Source organism: Streptomyces chilikensis (assembly GCF_001642695.1).
In the GTDB taxonomy this organism is placed as follows: domain Bacteria; phylum Actinomycetota; class Actinomycetes; order Streptomycetales; family Streptomycetaceae; genus Streptomyces; species Streptomyces chilikensis.
Genome location: NZ_LWCC02000005.1, coordinates 1284642 through 1308201 on the forward strand (window position 1 = coordinate 1284642; position 23560 = coordinate 1308201).

Genomic DNA, 23560 nt, shown 5'->3' on the forward strand with positions numbered 1-23560 from the left:
GGAGGAGGGGACCAACTGCGAGAACCTGCCGGCCACCCACCAGTTCCTCAAGCGGGTCCGCAAGGAGATCGACGCGCACTACCCGGACACCGTGCTGCTCGCCGAGGCCAACCAGTGGCCCGAGGACGTCGTCGACTACTTCGGCGACTACGCGGCCGGCGGCGACGAGTGCCACATGGCGTTCCACTTCCCGGTCATGCCGCGGATCTTCATGGCGGTGCGCCGGGAATCGCGCTACCCGGTCTCCGAGATCCTGGCGAAGACCCCGGCCATCCCGCAGAACTGCCAGTGGGGCATCTTCCTGCGCAACCACGACGAGCTGACCCTGGAGATGGTCACCGACGAGGAACGCGACTACATGTACGCGGAGTACGCCAAGGACCCGCGGATGCGGGCCAACATCGGCATCCGCCGCCGCCTCGCGCCCCTCCTCGACAACGACCGCAACCAGATCGAGCTCTTCACCGCGCTGCTGCTGTCCCTGCCCGGCTCGCCCGTCCTGTACTACGGCGACGAGATCGGCATGGGCGACAACATCTGGCTCGGCGACCGCGACGCGGTGCGCACCCCCATGCAGTGGACCCCGGACCGCAACGCCGGCTTCTCCTCCTGCGACCCGGGCCGGCTCTACCTGCCGACCATCATGGACCCCGTCTTCGGCTACCAGGTCACCAACGTCGAGGCCTCGATGAGCGCCCCCGCGTCACTGCTGCACTGGACCCGCCGGATGATCGAGATCCGCAAGCAGAACCCGGCCTTCGGCCTCGGCGCCTACACCGAACTCCCCTCCTCCAACCCGGCCGTGCTCGCCTTCCTGCGCGAGTACGAGGACGACACGCCTCGGCGCCTACACCGAACTCCCCTCCTCCAACCCGGCCGTGCTCGCCTTCCTGCGCGAGTACGAGGACGACACGGTGCTGTGCGTCCACAACTTCTCCCGCTTCGCCCAGCCCACCGAGCTCGACCTGCGGGAGTTCACCGGCCTGCATCCGGTGGAGCTGATCGGCGGGGTGCGCTTTCCGGCCATCGGCGAGCTGCCGTACCTGCTGACCCTGGCGGGCCACGGCTTCTACTGGTTCCGCCTGCGCAAGGACCCGGCATAAACGGACAGTTCCGTCGTGAGGCGGTTTCGGCCGCCTCACGACGGGCACGCGAAAGCACCCCCTCCCCCGTCCCCCAGGGGAAAGGACGCGACGTCATGTCGGAAGTCTCGCCGTACGCCCCCGCCCGTTCCGCCGTGCCCGGGCAGACCCTGCCCGCCTCGCTGGGACCGCTGCTGCTGGACTGGCTGCCCCGCCGCCGCTGGTTCGCCGGCAAGGGGAGCCCGCTCTCCCACGTCTCCGTGGTGGCCGAGACCGAACTGCTGCCGCTGCCGGCCTCCGGCAACCAGCCGGGCCTGGTCCACCTGCTGGTCCGGGCCGGCCGGGCTCCCGGTGACTGCTACCAGCTGCTGCTCGGTGTGCGCCGCTCCCTGCCGCCCCATCTGGCGCCCGCCCTCGCCGGCCACCTCCACCACGGCCCGTTCGCCGGTGCCGCGGTCTACGACGCGCTGCACGACCCGCGGGCCACCGGCCTGCTCCTCGAGGCGCTGCGCAGCCGCGCCCGGGTCGGCGGATTGCGATTCGAACGCGAGGGCGAGAAACCGTTACCTCTTGACGGCGCCCCGCGGCTGATCACCTCCGAGCAGTCCAACTCCTCGGTCGTCTACGGCGACGCGCTGATCCTCAAGCTGCTCCGCCGGGTCACCCCCGGCGTCAACCCGGATCTGGAACTGCCGCTCGCCCTGGCCCGCGAGGGATGCTCCCGGGTGCCCGCGCCGGCCGGCTGGCTCACCGCCGACCTGCCCGGCGAGGCGGAACCGTACGTGCTGGCCGTCCTCCAGCCCTTCCTGCGGGGCGCCGACGACGGCTGGCAGCTCGCGCTGGCCCGCCTCGCGCAGGACCGGGACTTCACCGCCGAGGCCCGCGCCCTCGGGCACGCCACCGCGGAGGTGCACCTCTCCCTGGCCCGCGCCCTGCCCACGGTCACCCTGGGCCGGGCCCAGCTCTCCCAGATGGTCGAGGGGATGTGCGAACGCCTGGACGCCGCGGTCCAGGCCGTCCCCGCGCTGGTCCCGTACGCCGACGGGCTGCGTTCGGCCTACACCGCGCTGGCCGACCTGGCCTCCGAGGGACGCACCTGGACCGCCCAGCGGATCCACGGCGACCTCCACCTCGGCCAGTGCCTGCGCACCCCCGACGGCGAGTGGTCGCTGATCGACTTCGAGGGCGAGCCGTCGCGCCCGCTGGCCGAACGGCGCCTGGAGCAGCCGGCCGTCCGCGACGTCGCCGGGATGCTCCGCTCCTTCGACTACGCCGCACACGCCGGGCGCCCCTGGCCGCCGGGCTGGGCGGACGCCTGCCGCGCCGCGTTCTGCACGGGGTACGCGGAGGCCACCGGCAGCGACCCGCGCACCGATCCGGTGATGCTGCGGGCCTGCGAGACGGAGAAGGCCGTCTACGAGGTGGTGTACGAGGCCCGGCACCGGCCGGACTGGCTGCGGGTGCCGCTGGCCGCCATACAGCGCCTGTCCGCCGGGGCCACCGGGGAGGTTCCGTGAGCCGCCGGCCGGGGCCCGTCCCCGGCCGCGCGGCCGCCGCGCCGCCGTGATCCCGTTCCGCCCCACCCGTCGAACCGTCAGTGTTCCCCTCCGAGGAGGCCCCTGTGGTGAAGCCCAGCCAACCGTCCGCCCGTCCGGCCGCCGGCGGCCGGGAGCGGGCGGCCGCCGTCCGCGGGACGCCCGCCGCCCGGCCGCCTCAGCAGCGCACCCCAGTGGACGGGGGGGCGGCGCGGGCACGGCCGACGGCGGCCGGGCGCCCGCCCGGGCCAAGCGGCGACGGGCCTCGGCCCCGGTGGTGCGCAGGCCCGTCGTCCCGGGGGCGCCGTCCGCGCCGCCGATGGACCCGGGTGACCGCCACCGGCTGCTCTCCGGCTGCCACCACGACCCGCACGCCCTGCTCGGCGCCCACCCGGTGGCGGAGGGCGTGCGCTTCCGTGTCCTGCGGCCCGGGGCGCGCGGCGTCAGCCTGGTCCTCGACGGCGGGCGGCACGTGCCGCTGAACGACGAGGGCGACGGCCTCTTCGGCGGCCTGCTCGCGCTGGAGGCGGTGCCCGCGTACCGGCTGCACGTCGTCTACCCGGGCGCCGAGGTCGAGACCGAGGACCCGTACCGGTTCCTGCCGGCGCTGGGCGAGCTCGACCTGCACCTGATCCGCGAGGGCCGGCACGAGCAGCTCTGGAAGGCCCTGGGCGCGGAACCCATGGTCCACCAGGGCGTGGCCGGCACCCGGTTCTCGGTCTGGGCGCCGAACGCCTCCGGGGTGCGGGTCGCGATGGACTCCACCTTCTGGGACGGCACCGCCTTCCCGATGCGTTCGCTGGGCGCGTCCGGCGTGTGGGAGCTGTTCCTGCCGGACGTCGGCGAGGGCACCCTCTACAAGTTCGAGATCGCCACCAGCTACGGCACCCGGCTGCTGAAGGCCGACCCGATGGCCCGCCGCACCGAGTGCCCGCCGGCCACCGCCTCGGTGGTGACCGCCTCGCACTACGCGTGGGGCGACCGGGAGTGGATGGCGCACCGCGGCGACGTCCCCGTGCACGAGGCCCCGTTCTCCGTCTACGAGGTCCACCTGGCCTCCTGGCGGCCGGGACTCACCTACCGGCAGCTCGCCGAGCAGCTGCCCGCCTACGTCAAGGAGCTCGGGTTCACCCACGTCGAGCTGATGCCGGTGGCGGAGCACCCGTTCGCCCCGTCGTGGGGCTACCAGGTCACCGGCTTCTACGCCCCGACCGCCCGCCTGGGCACCCCCGACGACTTCAGGTACCTGGTCGACAGCCTCCACCGGGCCGGCATCGGCGTGATCATGGACTGGGTGCCCGCCCACTTCCCCAAGGACGACTGGGCGCTGGCCCGGTTCGACGGCTTCCCCCTCTACGAGCCCGGCAACGAGATGCGGGCCGAGCACCCGGACTGGGGCACCTTCGAGTTCGACTTCGGCCGCACCGAGGTCCGCAACTTCCTGGTGGCCAACGCGGTCTACTGGTGCGAGGAGTTCCACATCGACGGGCTGCGGGTCGACGCCGTCGCCTCCATGCTCTACCTGGACTACTCCCGCGAGGACGGGCAGTGGCAGGCCAACGAGCACGGCGGGCGGGAGGACTGGGCGGCGGTCCGTTTCCTCCAGGAGATGAACGCCACCGTGTACCGCCGCAACCCGGGCGTGGTGACCATCGCCGAGGAGTCCACCGCGTGGGAGGGGGTCACCCGGCCCACCGAGAGCGGCGGTCTGGGCTTCGGCCTGAAGTGGAACATGGGGTGGATGCACGACTCGCTGGAGTACATGAGCCACGAGCCGGTGCACCGCAAGTACCACCACCACGAGATGACCTTCTCGATGATCTACGCCTACAGCGAGAACTACGTGCTCCCCATCTCGCACGACGAGGTGGTGCACGGCAAGCGGTCGCTGGTCTCCAAGATGCCGGGCGACTGGTGGCAGCGGCGCGCCAACCACCGCGCCTACCTGGGGTTCATGTGGGCCCACCCCGGCAAGCAGCTGCTCTTCATGGGGCAGGAGTTCGCCCAGGGCGACGAGTGGAAGCTGGAGAACGGCCCCGAGTGGTGGCTGCTGGACGCCGCGTACGGCGCCCGGGCCGACCACGAGGGCGTGCGCGACCTGGTCCGCGAGCTCAACGCGCAGTACCTGCGCACGCCGGCGCTGTGGCAGCGGGACACCGACCCGGCCGGTTTCCGGTGGGTGGCCTGCGACAGCGCCGACGACAACCTGCTCGCCTTCGTCCGGTTCGGCCGGGACGGCGCGCCGCTGCTGTCGGTCAGCAACTTCTCCCCGGTGGTCCGCCACGACTACGCGCTGTGGGTGCCGGAGGAGACGGGGCGGGCCTGGCGGGAGACGCTCAACACCGACGACCTGCGGTTCGGCGGCAGCGACGTCCGCAACGAGGGCCTGGTGGAGCGGCGGCAGGACGGGCTCCTGTCCATGACCGTGCCGCCGCTGGCCACCGTCTGGCTGCGGCCGGCCTGAGCCCCGCGCGGGAGGGGCCGGGCGGCGACGTGCCGCCCGGCCCCTCCGTGACTGCTCGGGCTCAGTTCCACACGCCCACGGCGTAGCCGATCATGCCGACCGCCACCAGCAGGACGACGAACAGGATCAGCGCCAGGGGAGCCTTGGCCCAGCCCTTGGGCGGGTTGTGGGTCTCCCGGGGGCCGGCCTCGGACATGCTGCTCTCCGCGGGCGGCGTCTCGCCCGGCGGGACTCCCCCGCCGGGCTCCAGGCCGGTGGAACGGGACGGGTCCGGATCGGGATTCGAGTAGCTCATGGGCGCCGGGTTCCCCGGCCCCACGCGGCGGAACCGTCCCTTCCGTCCGGGGCCCGCGGGGACCCCGCCGGCACCGGACGGTCCTGCCGGCCCACCCCTCGCGGGACGCATCCCGCACCCCACAGGTGCGCGTAGCCTCCTCCCCTTCGGGAACAAGCAACGGAGGAAGAAGGAAGAGGAACACTGCGCGACAGCACCGCGCCCGAGGGGCTGGGGAAGGCAACATGGCATCCGAGCCGCGCGGGGACGACGCGCTCGCCCACCACGACGAACAGGTACACCGCCTGACGACCGTCTTTCCCGGCGAACTGCCGGACGTGACGGACGCCAGGCTCGCCGCCGAGGAGTTCCTCCGGTCGCTGAACCGGTCCGCTCCCCCGTCGGCGCCCGAGCACTGGGACGACATCCTGCTGGTGGTGACCGAGCTGGCCGCGAACGCGATCCAGTACGCGCCCGGCCCGTTCGAGCTGCGGATGCGCCGCACCTTCGACGGCGTCCACGTCACCATGAGCGACACCAACCCGGCGCCGCCGGCCCCCCGGCCCTTCCAGCCCAGCCGCGGCGGCGGCGGGATCGGCTGGCACCTGGTGCACACGCTGTCCGACCAGGTCAGCGTGGTGCGGCGGGAGGACGGCAAGGACATCCACGTGTTCCTGCCCTGGTGAGCCCGGCGGTGGGGAAAGGGACCGGCGGTCCCCCGCTCCCGGCGTCCGGTGGCCGTCGGTCCTCGCCCTGACGAAGGCGCCCGCGACACAGGTGGGGAGCCGCCCCGGGCCGGTGTTCCCGGCACACCGGAGCGGCGCGGTTCGGTCCTTCCGGCGCCTGCCCGGCCCTCCTGCCCCGCTCAGTCCTCCCGGGAGGAGGTCAGGGGGATCAGCGCGCTGACGGCCTTGCCGCCTTCGGGCAGTCGTTCGACGTGGATGTCGCGTGCCAGCCGGTGGATGAGCGGCCAGCCGTAGCCGCCCGGAGCGGTCCGCTCCAGGTGCTCCTCCCCTTCCGGGAAGGCCCCGGGGGAGGTCACCGCGTCCGGCACCTGGTCACTGGCGTCCCGGACGACCACCCGCACCCCCACGGCCTCCGGCCGTGCCTCGAAGCCGGTCAGGCCGCCGCCGTGCCGGACCGCGTTGGACACCATCTCGGAGACGACCAGACGCAGGTCGACCAGGGCGCCCTCCGGCGCCCGGCGGAAGGGCGTCTCCCATTCCTCCCGGACCACGGCGACGGCGTACGCGCGGGCCGCCGAGGCACTCGCCACGGCGGCCCGCGGGCGCTCGCGGACGGGGTGGGCGCCGGACCGGCGGCCGTTCACCGCGTCGTCCCCGCGCGGCTCATGACGCCACGGGCTCGCCGCCCTCGGCGACCAGGCGCCGGCCTCCGCCCCGGATCCGGCCCGCGGACACGCGCCCGGCGGCGCCCTGGGAGAGGCCCGCGTTCGGCGTCCCCGCCTTGGGCACCGCGCCGACGGGCAGTCCGCCGCTCACCGGTCCGCCCTGCGCCGGCCCGGCCGGGGGCAGCGCGGCGCCCGCGGCCGGCCTCGCCGCCCGGGGCGCGACCGGGGCCGGCGCGGGCGGCGGGCCCGCCGGTTACAGGACCTCGGTCAGCGCGGCCGGCAGCGGCTCCGCGTGCACCACGGCGAGCCGCTGCGTGGCGCGGGTCAACGCGACGTACAGGTCGCTGAGCCCGAACCCGGACGGCTCGACGACGACCACGGAGTCGAACTCGAGCCCCTTCGCCCCGCGCGGGTCCACCAGCACGACCCGCCGGGTCAGGTCGGGCACCCCGGTGACCGGGACCCCCAGCCCGGCCGCCAGCGCCTCGTGCAGCGGCCGCGGCGCGATCACCGCGACCCGCCCTTCCCCGGGCGTGAGGCGGTCCACCACCGAGACGACGGCGCCCGGCAGCTCCCCGGCCCCGGGGGCGGCCACGGCGAACGGCCGCACCCCCGTCTCCCGCACCGACCGCGGCGGTTCGAACCCCGGGACCTCCGCCCGCACCACCGCCGCCGCGACCTCCATGATCTCGGCCGGCGTCCGGTAGTTCACGGCCAGCCGCGTGTGCGTCCACCGGTCCTCGACGTACGGCTCCAGGATCCGTTCCCAGGACCCCACCCCCGCCGCCTCCGCGGTCTGCGCGGGGTCCCCCACCAGCGTCATCGACCGTGTCGGGGACCGCCGCATCAGCAGCCGCCAGGCCATCGGCGACAGCTCCTGCGCCTCGTCCACGATGATGTGCCCGAACGCCCAGGTGCGGTCCGCCGCCGCCCGTTCCGCGGCGCTGCGGTGGTCGGCCTCCTCGTGCCGCTCGGCGAACCGCTCCGCGTCGATGATGTCCTGCGCGCCGAGGACCTCCGCGTCCTCGTCGTCCTTGTCCTCGAACTCGTACGTCCGGGAGGCGTAGGCGACGTCCAGCACGCCCTGCGCGTACGCGATCCGGGACTGCCGCTCGCGCGCCGCCCGGTCCCGCGCCTCCCGGTCGTCCTCGCCGAGCAGCTCGGCGGCCTCGTCCAGCAGCGGCACGTCCGCGACGGTCCAGCCGGTGGTCACCGGCCGCCGCACCGCGTCGGCGTCCTCGGGCGGCAGGTAGCCGTCCGGCTCCGCGAGCAGCCGGGCGACCAGCTGCTGCGGCGTGAGCACCGGCCACAGCTCGTCGACGGCGTCCCACACCGCCGGGTTCTCCGCCAGCTCGTCGCGGATGGCCGAGACGTCGCTGTCGTCCAGCAGGTTGGACCCGTCGTAGGGGTCGGTGCCGATCTGTTCGGCGACGAGCTCGGTGAGGGTGTTGAGCAGGTGGCCCTCGAAGTACTCCCGCGCCAGGTTGTGCGGCAGCCCCGTGGACCGGGCCCGGTCGCGGGCGACCCGTACCAGGCCCTCGTCGAGCATCACGACCTGTCGGTCGTGCTCGACGGCGAGCACCGGGTCCGGCAGCCGCTGGTGGTCGCGGACCAGCCGCTCCAGCACCTCGGCCATCTCCGCGCGCCCCTTCACCGCGGACGCGGCCGGGCCGTCCGCCTCCGTCGCGCGGACGCCGGGGAAGAGCTCGCCGACGGTGGCCAGCAGGACGCCGGTCTCGCCCAGCGAGGGCAGCACCTCGCCGATGTAGCCGAGGAACGCCGGATTGGGGCCGACGATCAGCACCGCGCGGCGCGCGAGCAGTTCCCGGTGCTCGTAGAGGAGGAAGGCGGCCCGGTGCAGCGCGACCGCGGTCTTGCCGGTGCCGGGGCCGCCCTCGACCACCATCACGCCCTGGTGCGGGGCGCGGATGATGCGGTCCTGGTCGGCCTGGATGGTGCGCACGATGTCGCCCATCCGGCCGGTGCGGGCCTGGTTGAGCGCGGCCAGCAGCACCGCGTCGCCGGCCGGGTCCTCGTGGCCGGTGCGGGTGGTGTCGCCGAGGTCGAGGATCTCGTCGTGCAGGGCGGTGACCTTGCGGCCCTCGCTGGAGATGTGCCGCCGGCGGCGCAGGCCCATCGGCGTGTGGCCGGTGGCAAGGTAGAACGGCCGCGCCACGTCCGCCCTCCAGTCGACGAGCAGCGGGGTGCGCTCCTCGTCGTCGGCGCGGATGCCGATCCGGCCGATGTGGTGGGTGGCGCCGTCGGTGAGGTCGATCCGGCCGAAGCAGAGCGCGCTGTCCACCGCGTCGAGGGCGGCGAGCAGCCCGGAGCGTTCGGCGACCAGGATGTCGCGTTCCAGCCGCCCCTGCCTCGTGGTGTCCTCCAGGGCCAGCGCCTCCCTGACGCCGCGGTCCGCCTCCGCGCGCAGGGCCTCGACGTGCTCGTGCAGCCCGTCGACGAATTCCTGCTCGCGCCGCAATTCGAGGTCCGGCGATTCCTCGAATTGCCCGTCGTGTGAAAGTGCCGCGTTTGACAATGCCGCTCCCGCCCGGATATACTCGCCCCAGTGAACTTTCTCGCGATATCCTCACGGAAGTCGCGAATGAACAAAGATAGACGACGAAATCCCCCGGGGCCAATTCCCCGGGGGATTTTTCGTGCCTCCGCCCGTGGGCGGAGGCCGCGTCGGGGCCGCTCAGGGCGCCGTCACGCCTTGGCGAGCTCCTTGTCGCCGTCGGACGCCGCGTCGGGCTTCCCGTCCGGGTCGGCGGGACCGTCGTGCCCGTCGAGCAGCGTGCGCTCGTCGAAGGGCAGCTCGCCGGCGAGGACGCGCTTGACCCGCTCCTTGTCGACCTCCTTGGTCCAGGTGCCGATCAGCAGCGTGGCCACCGCGTTGCCCGCGAAGTTGGTCAGCGCGCGCGCCTCGCTCATGAAGCGGTCGATGCCGACGATCAGGCCGACGCCGTCGACCAGGTCCGGCTTGTGCGACTGCAGCGCGCCGGCCAGCGTGGCCAGGCCCGCGCCGGTGACGCCGGCGGCGCCCTTGGAGGCGACCATCATGAAGAGCAGCAGGGTGATCTGCTGTCCGACGGTCATCGGGTCGCCCATGGCCTCGGCGATGAACAGCGAGGCCATGGTCAGGTAGATCATCGTGCCGTCGAGGTTGAAGGAGTACCCGGTCGGCACGGTGATGCCGACGACCGGACGGCTGACGCCGAGGTGCTCCATCTTGGCGATCAGCCGGGGCAGCGCCGACTCGGAGGAGGACGTCGAGAAGATCAGCAGGAATTCGCGGCCCAGGTACTTCAGCAGGCTCAGCAGATTGACCTTGGCGACTATCCGGACCAGCGCGCCCAGCACCACCAGCACGAACAGCGCGCAGGTGACGTAGAAGCCGATCATGATGGCGGCCAGCGCCTTGAGGGCGTCGACACCGGTCTCGCCGACCACCGCGGCGATCGCGCCGAAGGCGCCCACCGGGGCCGCCCACATGATCATGGCGAGGATGCGGAAGACCAGCCGCTGGATGTGCTCGACGCCCCGCAGGATCGGCTCGCCGGCGCCGCCCATGGTCTGCAGCGCGAAGCCGGCCAGCAGCGCGACCAGCAGGGTCTGCAGGACGACGCCCTCGGTGAAGGCGGAGACCAGGGTGGTCGGGATGATGCCGAGCAGGAAGTCGGTCATCGTGGTCTCGGTGCCGGCCGCGGCCTGCTCCTGGCCCACGCCCTTGGCGGCCTCGGTGAGCTCCACGCCGCCGCCCGGGTGGACGATGTTGCCGACGACCAGGCCGATGGCCAGCGCGACGAAGGACATCGTCACGAAGTAGCCGAGGGCGAGTCCGCCCACCTTGCCGACCTTGGCCGCCTTCCGCACCGAGCCGATGCCCAGCACGATGGTGCAGAAGATGATCGGCGAGATCATCATCTTGATCAGCCCGACGAAGGCGGTGCCGATCGGCTTGAGCTCCTTCGCGACGTCGGGCGCGGCGAGGCCCAGGACGATGCCGAGCACCACCGCGACGACGACCGCGAGATAAAGGAAGTGCGTGCGGTCCCGTCGGGGTCTCGCCTCCGGCCCCGCGGGGCCCGATGGGGGTGCGCTGGTCATGGAACGGCCTCCTTGACATCCTTGTCGGCGACAAAAGCGTCCGACGATATTTGCATACGACACCTAGGCCGGGAGAGAACCCGAGGCGGCGTACCGGAGGCATTCCTGGTCCACCCTTCGGACAGGGCGGCCCGGACGTGCACCGAGAGTGATTCCCCGCGAACGGCCGGTGGCGGTGTGGACGGGCGGCGCCCATCGTCCGGCGGGGGCACGGTTCCCCCTCCTCCTTCGACGACGCCGCCGCGCACCGCGTCCGCGCCTCCCCGGGGGCCGGGGCCCGGGGAGACCGCACGCGGCGTGCGCACCGCATTCGGCCCGGCCAGGTGACCGGCGATCCGGTCACCGCCCGGGAGCACGGCGAAGTCCGGTCCGGAACAGGGGAATTGGCCGGGCCGGCCGGCACGCTCCGGTGCTCCCCCGCCGATCCGGCCGGCCGGCCGCGCGCCCTGCGCGAGCACCGCCTCGCCCGCGGGCCCGCCCCCGGGGAGGTGGCCGCGGCGACCGGGCCCGGCGTGTTCGTCCGCCTCCGCGGGAGGGGGCGGGAGGGGGCGGGAGAGCGCGTGGCGCGGCGCGGACCGGACCGCCCGGCGGCCGCGGGAGCCGTTCCGGCCCGGCCGGGCCGACCCGGTCGTGGTTTGCGGCCGCAACGCGAAACCCTCACTTCTCCTGCGCGAGACCTTCACCACGCGGGACGCCGGCCCGGTCCGGGCGAGCGCCGGACGGAGCGGGCCGGAAGCCGGTCAGAAGACCGACTCCGCCTCCTCCATGCGGCTCCGCGGCACGTGCTTGAGGGCGGCGGTGGCCTCCGCGAGGGGGACCATCACGATCTCCGTCCCGTGCAGGGCGGTCATCATCCCGGAGACCCCGCGGTGCGCCGCCTCCACCGCGTGCCAGCCGAACCGGGTGGCCAGGACGCGGTCGTAGGCGGTGGGGGTGCCGCCGCGCTGGACGTGGCCGAGGATCACCGGCCGGGCCTCCTTGCCCAGCCGCCGTTCCAGCTCCCGGGCGAGGGCGGTGCCGATGCCCTGGAACCGCTCGTGGCCGTACTGGTCGATCTCGCCCTTGCGGTAGTCCATGGTGCCCTCGGCCGGGTGGGCGCCCTCGGCCACGCAGACCACCGCGAACTTCTTGCCGCGGGCGAACCGCGCCTCGACCATCTCCACCAGGTCGGCGGGGTCGAACGGCCGCTCCGGCAGGCAGATGCCGTGCGCGCCGGCGGCCATGCCGGACTCCAGAGCGATCCAGCCCGCGTGGCGTCCCATCACCTCGACCACCATCACCCGCTGGTGGGACTCCGCCGTGGTCTTCAGGCGGTCCATCGCCTCGGTCGCGACCGTCACGGCGGTGTCGAAGCCGAAGGTGCGGTCGGTGGAGGAGATGTCGTTGTCGATGGTCTTCGGCACGCCCACGATCGGCATGCCGGCCTCCGCCAGCATGCTGGCGGCGGTCAGGGTGCCCTCGCCGCCGATCGGGATCAGCACGTCGATGCCGAACCGGTTGGCGGTCTCGCGGACGTCGCGGCACGCCTCCTGGAGCCGGGCCCGGGGGAGCCGGGAGGAGCCCAGTATGGTGCCGCCGCGGGCCAGGATGCCGCTGACGGCGTCCAGGTCGAGGGTGCGGTAGCGGCCGTCGAGGAGGCCCTCGTAGCCGTCCTCGAACCCGATGACCTCGTCGCCGTACTGCGAGACGGCGCGGTGCACCACGGAACGGATCACCGCGTTGAGGCCGGGGCAGTCGCCTCCGGCGGTAAGAACTCCGATGCGCATGCCGCTCCCGCGTCTCGCCGGTCCCGTCCGGCCCGATTGTTCCACGCTCCCGGCCCGTGCGCGCGCCGTCCGGGTCTCCCGCGGACGAACCGTCACCTCCGGGCGCGGGGACTCGCGCACCCGGCGGGCCCCGCACCGCCCGGGCCCGCCGCCCCGCGCACGCCCGCTCCCCCACGCGGCGTAGCGGTGACGGCCCCCGGTGCCCCGCCGTGGACGATGTTTGACAGGCTGGCCCAGAGGCACCGGAACCGGAGCAACGGCAACGGCACAGGAACGGAGATCCCGCGTGACGCGCAGCGTGTACGTGACGGGCATCGACCGCGGCGACGGCCGACAGGTCGTCGACCTGGGGGTGATGGAGCTCCTCACCCGCCAGGTCGACCGCGTCGGCGTCTTCCGCCCCCTCGTGCACGACGGCCCCGACCGCCTCTTCGAACTGCTCCGCGCCCGCTACCGCCTGGGCCAGGACCCCGCCACCGCGTACGGCATGTCCTACGAGGAGGCCTCCGCCCTCCAGGCCGAGAGCGGCATGGACGAACTCGTCGCCGCGCTGGTCACCCGGTTCCACGCCGTCGCCGGCGCCTACGAGGTCGTCCTGGTCCTCGGCACCGACTTCGCCGCCGAGAACCTCCCCGACGAGCTGGCCCTCAACGCCCGGCTGGCCAACGAGTTCGGCGCCTCGGTGATCGCCGTGGTCGGCGGCCGGGGCCATCCGGCCGAGGCGGTGGCCGCCGAGGTCCGCAACGCCTGCCGCGCCTACCAGGACCTGGGCTGCGACGTGCTCGCCATGGTCGCCAACAGGGTGGCGCCGGACGACCGGGACACCGTGGCCGCCCTGCTCGACGAGCGGCTCGACAGGCGCCACGGCCTGCCCGGCTTCGTGCTCCCCGACGAGCCCGCCCTGGCCGCCCCGACGGTGGGACAGATCGCGCAGACCCTGGACGCGGAGGTGCTGCTCGGCGACGCGGCGGGCCTGGCCCGCGACGCGCTCGGTTTCGTCTTCGGCGGCGCCACCCTGCCCAACCTGGTCAAGGCGCTCACCCCCGGCTGCCTGATCATCGCCCCCGGCGACCGCGCCGACCTGGTGATGGGCGCGCTGGCCGCGCACAGCGCCGGCTCCCCGCCGATCGCCGGCGTGCTCCTCACCCTCGGCCTGCGCCCCGACCCCGACCTGATGTCGCTGGCCGCCCGCCTGGCCCCCGGCACCCCGGTCCTGTCCGTGAAGGAGAACAGCTTCCCCACCGCGGCCCGGCTGTTCACCCTGGAGGGCAGGCTCAACGCCGCCACCCCGCGCAAGGCGGAGACCGCCCTCGGCCTCTTCGAGCGCCACGTGGACGTCGCCCGCCTGCGGTCCCTCGTCTCCGCGCCCAGCAGCGGCCGCGTCACCCCGATGATGTTCGAGCACGGCCTGATCGAGCGGGCCCGCGCCGACAGGCGCCGGGTGGTGCTGCCGGAGGGCGGCGAGGAGCGGGTGCTGCGCGCCGCGGAGGTGCTGCTGCGCCGCGGGGTGTGCGACCTGACCCTGCTGGGGCCGGCCGAGCAGATCCGCAAGAAGGCCGCCGACCTGGGCCTGGACATCGCCGACGCCGAGCTGATCGACCCGCAGACCTCGGAGCTGCGCGAGTCGTTCGCCCACCGCTACGCCGCGCTGCGCGCCCACAAGGGCGTCGGTTTCGACCTGGCCCACGACGTGGTCTCGGACGTCAACTACTTCGGCACCCTCATGGTGCTGGACGGCTTCGCCGACGGCATGGTCTCCGGTTCCGCGCACTCCACCGCGGCGACCATCCGCCCCGCCTTCGAGGTGATCAGGACCCGGCCGGACGCCGGGCTGGTCTCCTCGGTCTTCTTCATGTGCCTGGCCGACCGGGTGCTGGTCTACGGCGACTGCGCGGTCAACCCCGACCCGGACGCCGCCCAGCTCGCCGACATCGCCCTGCAGTCGGCGGAGACCGCCGCCCAGTTCGGCGTGGAGCCGAGGATCGCCATGCTGTCCTACTCGACCGGCGCCTCCGGCTCCGGCGCCGACGTGGAGAAGGTGCGCCGGGCCACCGAGCTCCTGCGCGAGCGCCGCCCCGACCTGCCGGTGGAGGGGCCCATCCAGTACGACGCCGCGGTGGAGCCCACCGTGGCGGCGGCCAAGCTGCCCGGTTCCCGGGTGGCCGGCCAGGCCACCGTGCTGGTCTTCCCCGACCTCAACACCGGCAACAACACCTACAAGGCGGTCCAGCGCTCGGCCGGCGCCGTCGCCGTCGGCCCCGTGCTCCAGGGACTGCGCAAGCCGGTCAACGACCTGTCGCGCGGCGCCCTGGTGCAGGACATCGTCAACACGGTCGCGATCACGGCCGTCCAGGCCCAGCAACCCCCGCCCACCGCGGCGGACCTGCCGCAGAAGGGGGGCCGGTCATGACCGCGACCCGTGTCCTCGTCCTCAACTCCGGTTCCTCCTCGCTGAAGTACCAGCTCCTGGACATGGCGGACCGCAGCCGGCTGGCGGTGGGCCTGGTGGAGCGGATCGGCGAGGAGTCCGGCCGGATCAGGCACACCCTGGTCCACGGACCGCAGGGCAGGGAGCGCGCCCGGGAGACCACCGGGCCGGTCCCGGACCACCGGGCCGCGCTGGAGGCCGTCGCCGGCGAACTCGCCCGCGACGGCATGGGCCTGGACTCCCCGGAGCTGGCCGCCGTCGGCCACCGGGTGGTGCACGGGGGGAAGCGGTTCACCGAGCCGACGCTGATCGACACCGCGGTGGTCGACGAGATCGAGCGGCTCTCCCCGGTGGCCCCGCTGCACAACCCGGCCAACCTGATCGGCATCCGCACCGCCCAGAAGCTCCGCCCGGACCTCCCCCACGTGGCGGTGTTCGACACCGCGTTCCACTCCACGATCCCGGAGGCCGCGGCCCGCTACGCGATCGACGTGGAGACCGCGGACCGCCACCGGGTGCGCCGCTACGGCTTCCACGGCACCTCGCACGCCTACGTCTCGCGGGCCGCGGCGAAGCTGGTGGGCAAGGACCCGTCCGAGGCCCACGTCATCGTGCTGCACCTGGGCAACGGCGCCTCGGCCTCGGCCGTGCGGGGCGGGCGGTGCGTGGAGACGTCGATGGGGCTGACCCCGCTGGAGGGCCTGGTCATGGGCACCCGGTCCGGGGACCTCGATCCGGCGGTGGTCTTCCACCTGATGCGGGTGGGCGGCATGTCGGCCGACGAGATCGACGACCTGCTGAACAAGAGGTCCGGGCTGGTCGGGCTCTGCGGCGACAACGACATGCGGGAGATCCGCCGCCGGGTCGACGCGGGGGACGAGGCGGCGGCACTCGCCTTCGACATCTACGTGCACCGGCTGCGCAAGTACATCGGGGCGTACTACGCGGTGCTCGGCCGGGTGGACGTGGTCGCCTTCACCGCCGGCGTCGGCGAGAACTCCGCCCCGGTGCGGGCCGCCGCCCTGGCCGGGCTCGAAGGGCTGGGCCTGGCGGTGGACGAGCGGCTCAACGCCGCCCCCGGCGACGGGCCCCGCGTCGTCTCGCCCCCGCACATGCCCGTCGCGGTCGCCGTGGTGCCGACCGACGAGGAGCTGGAGATCGCCGCCGAGACGTACGAGCTGGTCACGGGCGTCCGGCAGAGACTGTGAGCGCGGACGGAGCCGGCCGGCTACCCACCGGTGTTTATTCCGCTGCGAAACAAACGGATAGGATCCCTACCATGCGCCGTTCGAAGATCGTCTGTACTCTCGGCCCTGCGGTCGACTCCCATGAGCAACTGGTCGCGCTGATCGAAGCGGGGATGAACGTCGCCCGCTTCAACTTCAGCCATGGCTCCCACGCGGAACATCAGGGCCGCTACGACAGGGTGCGCGCGGCATCCCAGGAGACCGGCCGCCCGGTGGGCGTCCTCGCCGACCTCCAGGGCCCGAAGATCCGGCTGGAGACCTTCGCCGAAGGTCCCGTCGAGCTGGTGCGGGGCGACGAGTTCACCATCACCACCGAAGACGTGCCGGGCGACAAGTCGATCTGCGGCACCACCTACAAGGGCCTGCCCGGCGACGTCGGCCGCGGCGACCAGATCCTGATCAACGACGGCAACGTCGAGCTGAAGGTCCTGGACGTCGAGGGCCCGCGGGTGAGGACCATCGTGATCGAGGGCGGGGTGATCTCCGACCACAAGGGCATCAACCTGCCCGGCGCGGCGGTGAACGTGCCCGCGCTGTCCGAGAAGGACGTCGACGACCTGCGGTTCGCGCTGCGGATGGGCTGCGACCTGGTCGCCCTCTCCTTCGTCCGGGACGCCGACGACGTGCGCGACGTCCACAAGGTGATGGACGAGGTGGGCCGCCGGGTCCCGGTCATCGCCAAGGTGGAGAAGCCGCAGGCGGTGGAGAACATGGAGGCCGTGGTGGCGGCCTTCGACGGTGTGATGGTGGCGCGCGGCGACCTCGCCGTGGAGTACCCGCTGGAGAAGGTCCCGATGGTGCAGAAGCGCCTGGTGGAGCTCTGCCGCCGCAACGCCAAGCCGGTGATCGTGGCGACCCAGATGATGGAGTCGATGATCACCAACTCGCGTCCGACCCGCGCCGAGGCCTCCGACGTGGCCAACGCGATCCTGGACGGCGCCGACGCGGTGATGCTCTCCGCCGAGTCGAGCGTGGGCGCGTACCCGATCGAGACGGTCCGGACGATGTCCCGGATCGTCCAGGCGGCCGAGGAGGAGCTCCTCGCCAAGGGCCTGCAGCCGCTGGTGCCGGGCAAGAAGCCGCGCACCCAGGGCGGTTCGGTGGCCCGCGCGGCCGCCGAGATCGCCGACTTCCTCGGCGGCAAGGGCCTGGTCGCCTTCACCAAGTCCGGCGACACCGCCCGCCGCCTGTCCCGCTACCGGGCCTCGCAGCCGATCCTCGCCTTCACCACCGAGGAGTCCGCCCGCAACCAGCTCTGCCTGAGCTGGGGCGTGGAGCCGCACGTGGTGCCGTTCGTCAACAGCACCGACGAGATGGTCGAGCTGGTCGACCGCGAGCTGACGCGGCTGGACCGCTTCGAGCCGGGCGCAGTCGTGGTGATCACCGCCGGCTCGCCCCCCGGCGTCCCCGGCACCACCAACATGGTCCGGGTGCTCCACCTGGGCGCCGACGGCGCGAGCTGACCGCCGGCCGGCGCGCGCACCCGCGGACGCGACGGCGCCCCCACCGCCTGCCCGGCGGTGGGGGCGCTCGCGTTCGCGGGTGCGCGCGCGTCAGTCGGCGTACTGGCGCAGGCCCGGGACGGTCAGGTTGCCGCCGAACTGGCCGGCCTGGACCACCTTCACGTCGGTGAAGTAGATGACCGGGATGTCCAGCGGCGGCGGGTGCTCCGGGGAGAACGTCACCGGGACGAACCCCAGCAGCTTGCCGGAGATGGACTCGGTGTACATCACCGTGTCGCCGCCGCGGATGGTGGACGTGCTCCCCTCCGCCGCGACCACGTGGTGTGTCTTCCCGCTCCGGTCGTCGCGCACGGTCTGGTGCAGGTCGCCGATGTCGGTGCCGTCGGAGACGACGTACTTCAGGACCTTCTTGACGGTGCCGTTGGCCGTCTTCACCTTCACGACGCCCTCGTACCTGGAGCCCTTGAGCAGCAGCGAACTGGCCTGCAGCTCCCAGGGCCGGTCGGGCAGCGCGACGATGGCCTCGAGGCCGCCCTCCTCGTCGGTGGCGACGGGGCAGTCCTCGGGGTCGACGGCGGACTCCTCGGCCTCCTCGGCCGCCTCGCCCTCCTCGGCGGCCTTCGCGGCCTCCTCGACGGCCTTGGCGGTCTCCTCGACGGCGTCCTTCGGGGCCGGGGCGGCCGGCTCGGACGTCTCCTCGCGCTCCGGCGCGGTCCCGGCGTCCTTCTCCGGGGCGTCGGCCGGCGCCTCCTCCTCGGCGGGGGCCTCGGCCCCGGGCTCCTCGGCGGCGGGGTCGCCGGTCTTCTCCGGTCCGTCGAACAGGTCCTCGAGGGCGTCGCCGAGGCCGTCGAGCAGGTTCGGCTTGCCGGGGGTCTCCTCGGGCGCGGGCTCCTGGTCCGCACCGTCGCCGGGCGCGGGCTCCTCCGGGGCGGGCTCCTCGGGGTCCGGCTCGCCGGGCGCGGGCTCGTCGGGCTCGGGCTCGTCGGGCTCGGGCTCGTCCGGCGCAGGCTTCCCGGGAGTCCCCGGCTCGTCCTTGCCGGGGGTCTCCCCGGGCTTCCCGCCGTCCTCGGGCTTCTCGCCCTCCTCGGACGCGCCGCCCTTCTCGGCCTCCTCGACCACCTCGACGCAGGCCTGGTACTCCTCGGCCGTCAGGCTGCCCTTGGGAAGGGCGGGCCGGTCGTCGGCCTGGGCGAGCGTCGGCGTGAGGCCCATGCCCATGAGGACCGCGGTCGGCATGGCGGCGATGGCCATGGCCTTGCCGCGGGGGATCTGGAGCCGGGCGCGCAACGGCTTCCTCGGTGCCGCGTGGCGCGGCCCTGTTCTCGCGTCCGACTCGTCCACGGCCGGGCCGTGGAGCTCCTCGTCAGCCGGCACTGTGCCTCCCGTTCACCTCGTTGGCCGGGTTGGTGCTTGACAGTTCGTTCCACTCACCGGCGGGCTCGCCGCCTTCGCGGCGGGGTTCGGGGAGCCGGGCCACGACGGTGCCGGACCCGTGCCCGGCCTCGGCCGCGGTGCCGTCGCCGGGGGCCGCGTCCTTGGTGAGCGGCACGGTCGCGCCGACGGCCGGCGGCTCGTCCGCGAACGGTTCGGCGCCGTCGGCCGGGGTCCCGGCGTCCGCACGGCCCGGCGCCCAGGCGATCGCCATGGCGCCGCCGACCAGCGCGAACAGGAAGCCGATGAAGAACCCGCCGAGGTTGGACACCGGGATGGAGACCAGCCCCAGCAGGATGGCGGCCACGCCGCAGAAGATCTGGATGTGCCGCTGGAACCACAGGCACAGGCCGAGCACGCCGAGCAGCACGCCGATGATCAGCGAGCCCGCGCCGGCGGTGGTGGCCATGGTCAGCGTGAGGTTGCCGAGGTGCAGGTTGGCGTACGGAAAGTATCCGATGGGCAGACCCGCGATCATGACGAACAGCCCGGCCCAGAACGGCCGCGTGCCCCGCCACGCGCGGAAGTTCTCGCGGATGGTCCGAAGGCGTTCGCGACCGGTCGCGGCAGGAGTCTCGGCGCTCATGGAAAACAGCTCCCTGGAACGGCGTTGCCGTGGTGAGTGTGGTGGTGCGGTGCTGGGGCGAGTGGGGGAGCCCGGGGCTCCCCCACTCGTCAACGAGTGCTCAGTAGCACTCGTTGACGCCCTTGTGGAGCTCCATCTTCAGACCGCTGAGGTTGAACGTACCGGCGGTGGTCGCCCACGCGGTCTGCTCGACGCCGGTGAGGGTGGCCTCCTCGGCGTGCTGGGCGAAGGCGCCCGGCTTGGTGCCCGCGACACGCGCCGGGCCCTTGTTGGCCTGGCTGGCCGCCACGCCGATGTCGATGTTCTTGAACTCGGCCGAGGTGGTCTTGAGGCTCTCGACGTCGATGTACAGGTTCGTGGCGCTGACCGGCTCCTTGCCGGTGCCCGCGGTCAGCTTGAGGCTGACGTTGCCGAAGACCGGCACGTTGGGCGTCACCACGGACTGGCACATGTTGTAGATCTCTGCCGTGTTGAAGGCGGAGACGGCCACCGGGTGGAGCTGCTTCTCCTTGCCCTCGATGTCGGTGCCCTGGGCGAGGGAGCCGTACTGGTTGAAGCCGTGGCCCTCGAGCCGGTCGGCCTTCACCTTGAACGACTGGCCGGAGACGCTGAACGACGCGGCGAGCGCGCCCTGCGACAGGGCGACGCCTATCGCGGCGGTGGCGGCGATGCTGGGCACCATGACGACGGCGAACCGCTTCCATCTGGTACCGCCGCGCAGCTGGGACTGCATATGTCCTCCTTCTCGGACGTACATCTCCTGGTCCCGGCTGCCGCCGGAGGCGGCTCGGACCGGGCAGGGATGGGAGAAGTGCTACGTCCTCGGGAAGGAGAGCGCCTGTTCTCGTACGGCGCGGTACGCGCCCGAATCACCGGCGATCACCCCCGAGCGACAACCACTGGCCGCACCGGACGGGTGATCCCGTGCGACCTTTTTCGGACAGGCTCCGCCGGACGGCGAAGACCCCCCTGTCCTGGGCGCGGTGCCACGGTGACACCGCCCCCGCCCGGTGGGGACCCCGGACCCCGTGCGTCCGGCTGGTTGCCGGAGGCGGGGAACAGGACCGAGCGCCGCCGATCGTGGTGCATTCTTCGCGCCCCCGCAAGGGGTCTCGTTACCCGCGGGTAACGGTGCGGTGACGACGGATCACCCGTTCCGTGTCGGTTCACGACGGAGGGTGGCTTCCCATCCCCTGACAAAGACGGGCGAAACCCGACGGAGCAGGGCGCACCGAAGGCGTGGACTTACTGCCAGTAACAGCTGAACGGTTTCCCAAGATTTGGCAAAGCGTGGCCGCAACGCGTCACCATGGCCAACTCCCTCACCGTGGCGCGACGCCCTCCCGTACGGCGGCCTCGAAACGCCGGAGGGCGGGAACCGCCGGTGACCGCGGGGGGATCTGACGCTTTTGCCCCGAACGCGCCGCCGGGGGCGGCCGGAGTTCGACTCCGGCCGCCCCCGGCGGCTTCGTGGGGCTCGGCGTCAGGAATCCTGGACCAGGAAGCCGACGCTGTCGACGAGGAACTCGCCGTACCGCATGGCCGACCCGATGGCCTGCAGCCTTGCGTACCGCGCCACAGACAACGAGGCGTCGGGGGCACACAGGACGGCCCTCAGCAAGATCCGGAACGCGAGGTCGGGGGTGCAGCGGCGCGCACACCCGGTGAGCGCCGTCCGCACCTCCGCCGTGAGGAACCGGGCGCTCCCGATCTCGGCGACGACGGCGTCGAGGCAGGCGGCGCCGTCCTCGAGGTCGTCCCCCGTGAGCACGTGTGCTTCCGGGACCGTCGAGAGCCGGGCGTCGCACAGCTCGACGACCGTGCGGGTCCACGCCGCTCCGCCTCCCAGCGGGACGAAGGACGGCATGTGCTGGCAGCCGGCTTCCCAGAGCACCTCCAGTACCGGAGAGGGAAGGCTGCCGAGGGCCCGCGCGTCACGCCGTACGGCCAGGACGTGCTCGTCCTGCGACCGCGCGACGTCGTTGGCGACGACGTCGGAAGGGGTGTCTCCCTCATGTTTCCAGTCCTGGTGGAAGAGGGACATCACCCGCGACACTCCGAAGTCGAACGGCGTGAAGCGTGGCATCAGAGCGTTCCCTTCGGGTAGCACGTCATGACGTAGAAACCTTGGGGATGCTTTCCGTGTGTGTTCTTGTCGACGCGCACGAGCTTGATGTAGAAGCGGTTGCCTGCGGGCGACGTGGATCCACCGGCACGGTAGACGGTTCCGAGCGAGTTCTTCGCCCCGAAGGTGCCTTCGAACTCGAACCAGGGATCGCGTGTCTTCGAGAGCCAGTCCTTGATGCGGTTCGCGTTGCCGGCCAGCGCGTAGTCGACGACCTGCTGAGCGGTCTGCTGGTCGACGAACACGCTGTTCACTCCCTTCGACTCGGCCAACTGCCTGGCCTTTGTGACGTCAACCAGCCCGTCTGCGGCTGCTCCCGCCGTGTGCTCGTCGAGCGTGTGGGCCAGGCCGGGGAACTTCTGCCCGTCGAACACGAGGTCGTTGCAGTTGTGGACCAGGACCGGGCTGTCGCCCGCCACGGCGTAGAAGGTGTTCAGGCCCGAGACGGTCACGTCGTACACCGTCCGGGGCGTCGCCTCGTGACGGCCGGACACCGCCGCCACCGTGCGCGTGCCTTCGGGCGTGCGCAGGGTGTCTCCGGGGCGGAGGTCGGAGGCCAGGGTCCAGCCGTCGCCGGGCACGAAGATCTGGTGCCCGGGAGTGCTGGTGAGGCGGCCGCCGTCGTCGAGCGTCACCTCGACGAGGTAGTCCGCGCCGTGCTGGAAGGTGCGGGTGACGGGCTCACCACGGGTGTCTCCGGTATCCGGGTCCGAGGCCAGCAGCAGCTCCCCGGTGCGCACGTCACGCAGCGCCTTGCGGCTGCCGTCGGCCAGGACCACTTCGGTGGTCCCGGGGAAGCTGTTGGTCCTGCACCCGGTCTTCAGCTCCTCGTAGATCTGCACCTGCCGCTCGATCGCCGCGACCGCCGCCGGGTCGATGTTGTCGAGCGCCTTGAGCGCGGTGAGTGCTTCCCGGACACCGATGCCGGTGACGAAGGAGGCGTTCACCGCGTGCAGCGCGTCCGCGATGGGCTGGATGGCCCGGCCCACGAACATCGAGGCCACGTCCAGGGCCGCCCAGGCGCAGCCGCCCCAGCTTCCGTTCTGCCCGCCGGGAGCGAACTTCTGGGCGCACCTGATCCAGCTGCCGAAGAGGATGTCGACCGGGTCGACGCCGTTCTGGTACTCGGCCATGGTGATGGTGTGCGTCACCGTCTGCGACAGCTCGTCGGTCCGTATCTGGCCGATGTACTCGGTGGCCTCGGACGGGCAGGTGTACTTCTGCGGATCCAGGTCCTCGGCGGTGCACAGGTACAGGTCGAGGACGGCCACGTAGCGGATCTTCGAGGTGATGGTGCAGCCGCCCCGGTAGGCGAGCTGGTCGATCCAGCCCTCGCACTCCTCCGTCTTGCTGATGACCTGCGGATCACCGATCTTCTCGATGTGGTCGATGGCGTAGAACACGTTGCCGAGCGAGCCGCCGTTGCCGTCCGGGACGGTTCCGGTGGTGATCTGACCCGCCTTGGCCGCCTTCTCGGTCCGGTCGGCCGCTTCCTGGGCCTGCTGGGCGTAGAGGGCGGCGTCCTTGGCTGCCTCCTCGGCCTCGGTGGCCGCGGCGTCGGCGCGGTCGGCCGCCGCACGGGCTTCCGTCGCGTCCTGCTCGGCCCGGTCGGCCGCCGCGCGGGCGGCGACGGCGTCGAGTTCCGCGGCGTCGGCCGCGTCGCGGGCCTGGGTCGCGTGGCCCTCGGCACGTCCGGCCGCC

General features: G+C 72.9%; 16 protein-coding genes and 1 pseudogene. 7 read left to right on the forward strand and 10 right to left on the reverse strand.

Annotation, left to right across the window (positions count from 1 at the left end; all coding sequences use genetic code 11):
- The 3 genes and pseudogenes from A2U95_RS31980 to glgB form a co-directional block, all read left to right on the forward strand.
- Positions 1 to 1103, forward strand: a pseudogene (locus tag A2U95_RS31980) (alpha-glucosidase C-terminal domain-containing protein); the annotation flags it as partial.
- Positions 1104 to 1198: 95 nt separating this feature from the next.
- Positions 1199 to 2599 carry a maltokinase N-terminal cap-like domain-containing protein gene (locus A2U95_RS05720; RefSeq protein WP_166021129.1) on the forward strand — a complete coding sequence of 467 codons (1401 nt, stop codon included), beginning with the start codon at positions 1199 to 1201 and terminating at the stop codon, positions 2597 to 2599.
- A gap of 337 nt (positions 2600 to 2936) precedes the next feature.
- On the forward strand, positions 2937 to 5081 hold the full coding sequence (gene glgB / locus A2U95_RS05725) for a 1,4-alpha-glucan branching enzyme (RefSeq protein WP_166021130.1): 2145 nt from the start codon (positions 2937 to 2939) through the stop codon (positions 5079 to 5081).
- A 61-nt stretch (positions 5082 to 5142) separates the two neighbouring features.
- Here the strand turns inward: glgB and A2U95_RS05730 are convergent, their stop codons facing one another.
- The gene (locus A2U95_RS05730) at positions 5143 to 5376 is read right to left on the reverse strand and encodes a DUF6480 family protein (RefSeq protein ID WP_166021131.1); all 234 of its coding nucleotides are present in this window, start codon (positions 5374 to 5376) and stop codon (positions 5143 to 5145) included.
- Between the two features lie 224 nt (positions 5377 to 5600).
- On the opposite strand from A2U95_RS05730, the gene A2U95_RS05735 reads away from it, so the two are divergent.
- The gene (locus A2U95_RS05735; RefSeq protein WP_166021132.1) at positions 5601 to 6041 is read left to right on the forward strand and encodes an ATP-binding protein; all 441 of its coding nucleotides are present in this window, start codon (positions 5601 to 5603) and stop codon (positions 6039 to 6041) included.
- Positions 6042 to 6220: 179 nt separating this feature from the next.
- Here the strand turns inward: A2U95_RS05735 and A2U95_RS05740 are convergent, their stop codons facing one another.
- The 4 genes from A2U95_RS05740 to A2U95_RS05755 all read right to left on the reverse strand — a co-directional run bounded on the left by A2U95_RS05740 (position 6221) and on the right by A2U95_RS05755 (position 12579).
- Entirely contained in the window at positions 6221 to 6685 is a 465-nt protein-coding gene (locus A2U95_RS05740; protein WP_166021133.1) for an ATP-binding protein, read from the reverse strand.
- 274 nt (positions 6686 to 6959) lie between these two features.
- Positions 6960 to 9185, reverse strand: coding sequence for a HelD family protein (locus A2U95_RS05745; protein WP_166021134.1), 2226 nt, complete (start codon positions 9183 to 9185; stop codon positions 6960 to 6962).
- A 227-nt stretch (positions 9186 to 9412) separates the two neighbouring features.
- Entirely contained in the window at positions 9413 to 10813 is a 1401-nt protein-coding gene (locus tag A2U95_RS05750; protein WP_166021135.1) for a cation:dicarboxylate symporter family transporter, read from the reverse strand.
- Between the two features lie 740 nt (positions 10814 to 11553).
- Positions 11554 to 12579 (reverse strand): ATP-dependent 6-phosphofructokinase, encoded by a 1026-nt coding sequence (locus A2U95_RS05755; protein ID WP_166021136.1) that lies wholly within the window; start codon positions 12577 to 12579, stop codon positions 11554 to 11556.
- A 286-nt stretch (positions 12580 to 12865) separates the two neighbouring features.
- On the opposite strand from A2U95_RS05755, the gene pta reads away from it, so the two are divergent.
- The 3 genes from pta to pyk all read left to right on the forward strand — a co-directional run bounded on the left by pta (position 12866) and on the right by pyk (position 17717).
- A complete protein-coding gene (gene pta / locus A2U95_RS05760) occupies positions 12866 to 14989 on the forward strand; it encodes a phosphate acetyltransferase (protein WP_166021137.1) in 2124 nt (707 codons plus the stop codon).
- A complete protein-coding gene (locus tag A2U95_RS05765; RefSeq protein ID WP_166021138.1) occupies positions 14986 to 16215 on the forward strand; it encodes an acetate kinase in 1230 nt (409 codons plus the stop codon). Before pta ends, A2U95_RS05765 begins: the two co-directional genes overlap by 4 nt.
- Positions 16216 to 16286: 71 nt before the next feature.
- Positions 16287 to 17717, forward strand: coding sequence for a pyruvate kinase (gene pyk / locus A2U95_RS05770; RefSeq protein WP_166021139.1), 1431 nt, complete (start codon positions 16287 to 16289; stop codon positions 17715 to 17717).
- A gap of 90 nt (positions 17718 to 17807) precedes the next feature.
- On the opposite strand, the gene A2U95_RS05775 is transcribed toward pyk, so the two are convergent.
- The 5 genes from A2U95_RS05775 to A2U95_RS32465 all read right to left on the reverse strand — a co-directional run.
- The gene (locus A2U95_RS05775; RefSeq protein WP_166021140.1) at positions 17808 to 19091 is read right to left on the reverse strand and encodes a hypothetical protein; all 1284 of its coding nucleotides are present in this window, start codon (positions 19089 to 19091) and stop codon (positions 17808 to 17810) included.
- Positions 19081 to 19734: a DUF6114 domain-containing protein gene (locus tag A2U95_RS05780; RefSeq protein WP_166021141.1), complete on the reverse strand. Its 654-nt coding sequence runs from the start codon at positions 19732 to 19734 to the stop codon at positions 19081 to 19083. The genes A2U95_RS05775 and A2U95_RS05780 overlap by 11 nt, the downstream gene beginning before the upstream one ends.
- A 100-nt stretch (positions 19735 to 19834) precedes the next feature.
- A complete protein-coding gene (locus A2U95_RS05785; protein ID WP_166021142.1) occupies positions 19835 to 20467 on the reverse strand; it encodes a DUF6230 family protein in 633 nt (210 codons plus the stop codon).
- A 750-nt stretch (positions 20468 to 21217) separates the two neighbouring features.
- Complete coding sequence (locus A2U95_RS05790) at positions 21218 to 21820, reverse strand: hypothetical protein (protein WP_166021143.1); 603 nt, start codon at positions 21818 to 21820, stop codon at positions 21218 to 21220.
- Positions 21820 to 23560, reverse strand: a 1741-nt coding sequence (locus A2U95_RS32465) for an RNase A-like domain-containing protein (protein WP_277350864.1), incomplete at its 5' end; no start/stop codon positions are given. The genes A2U95_RS05790 and A2U95_RS32465, both read right to left, overlap by 1 nt.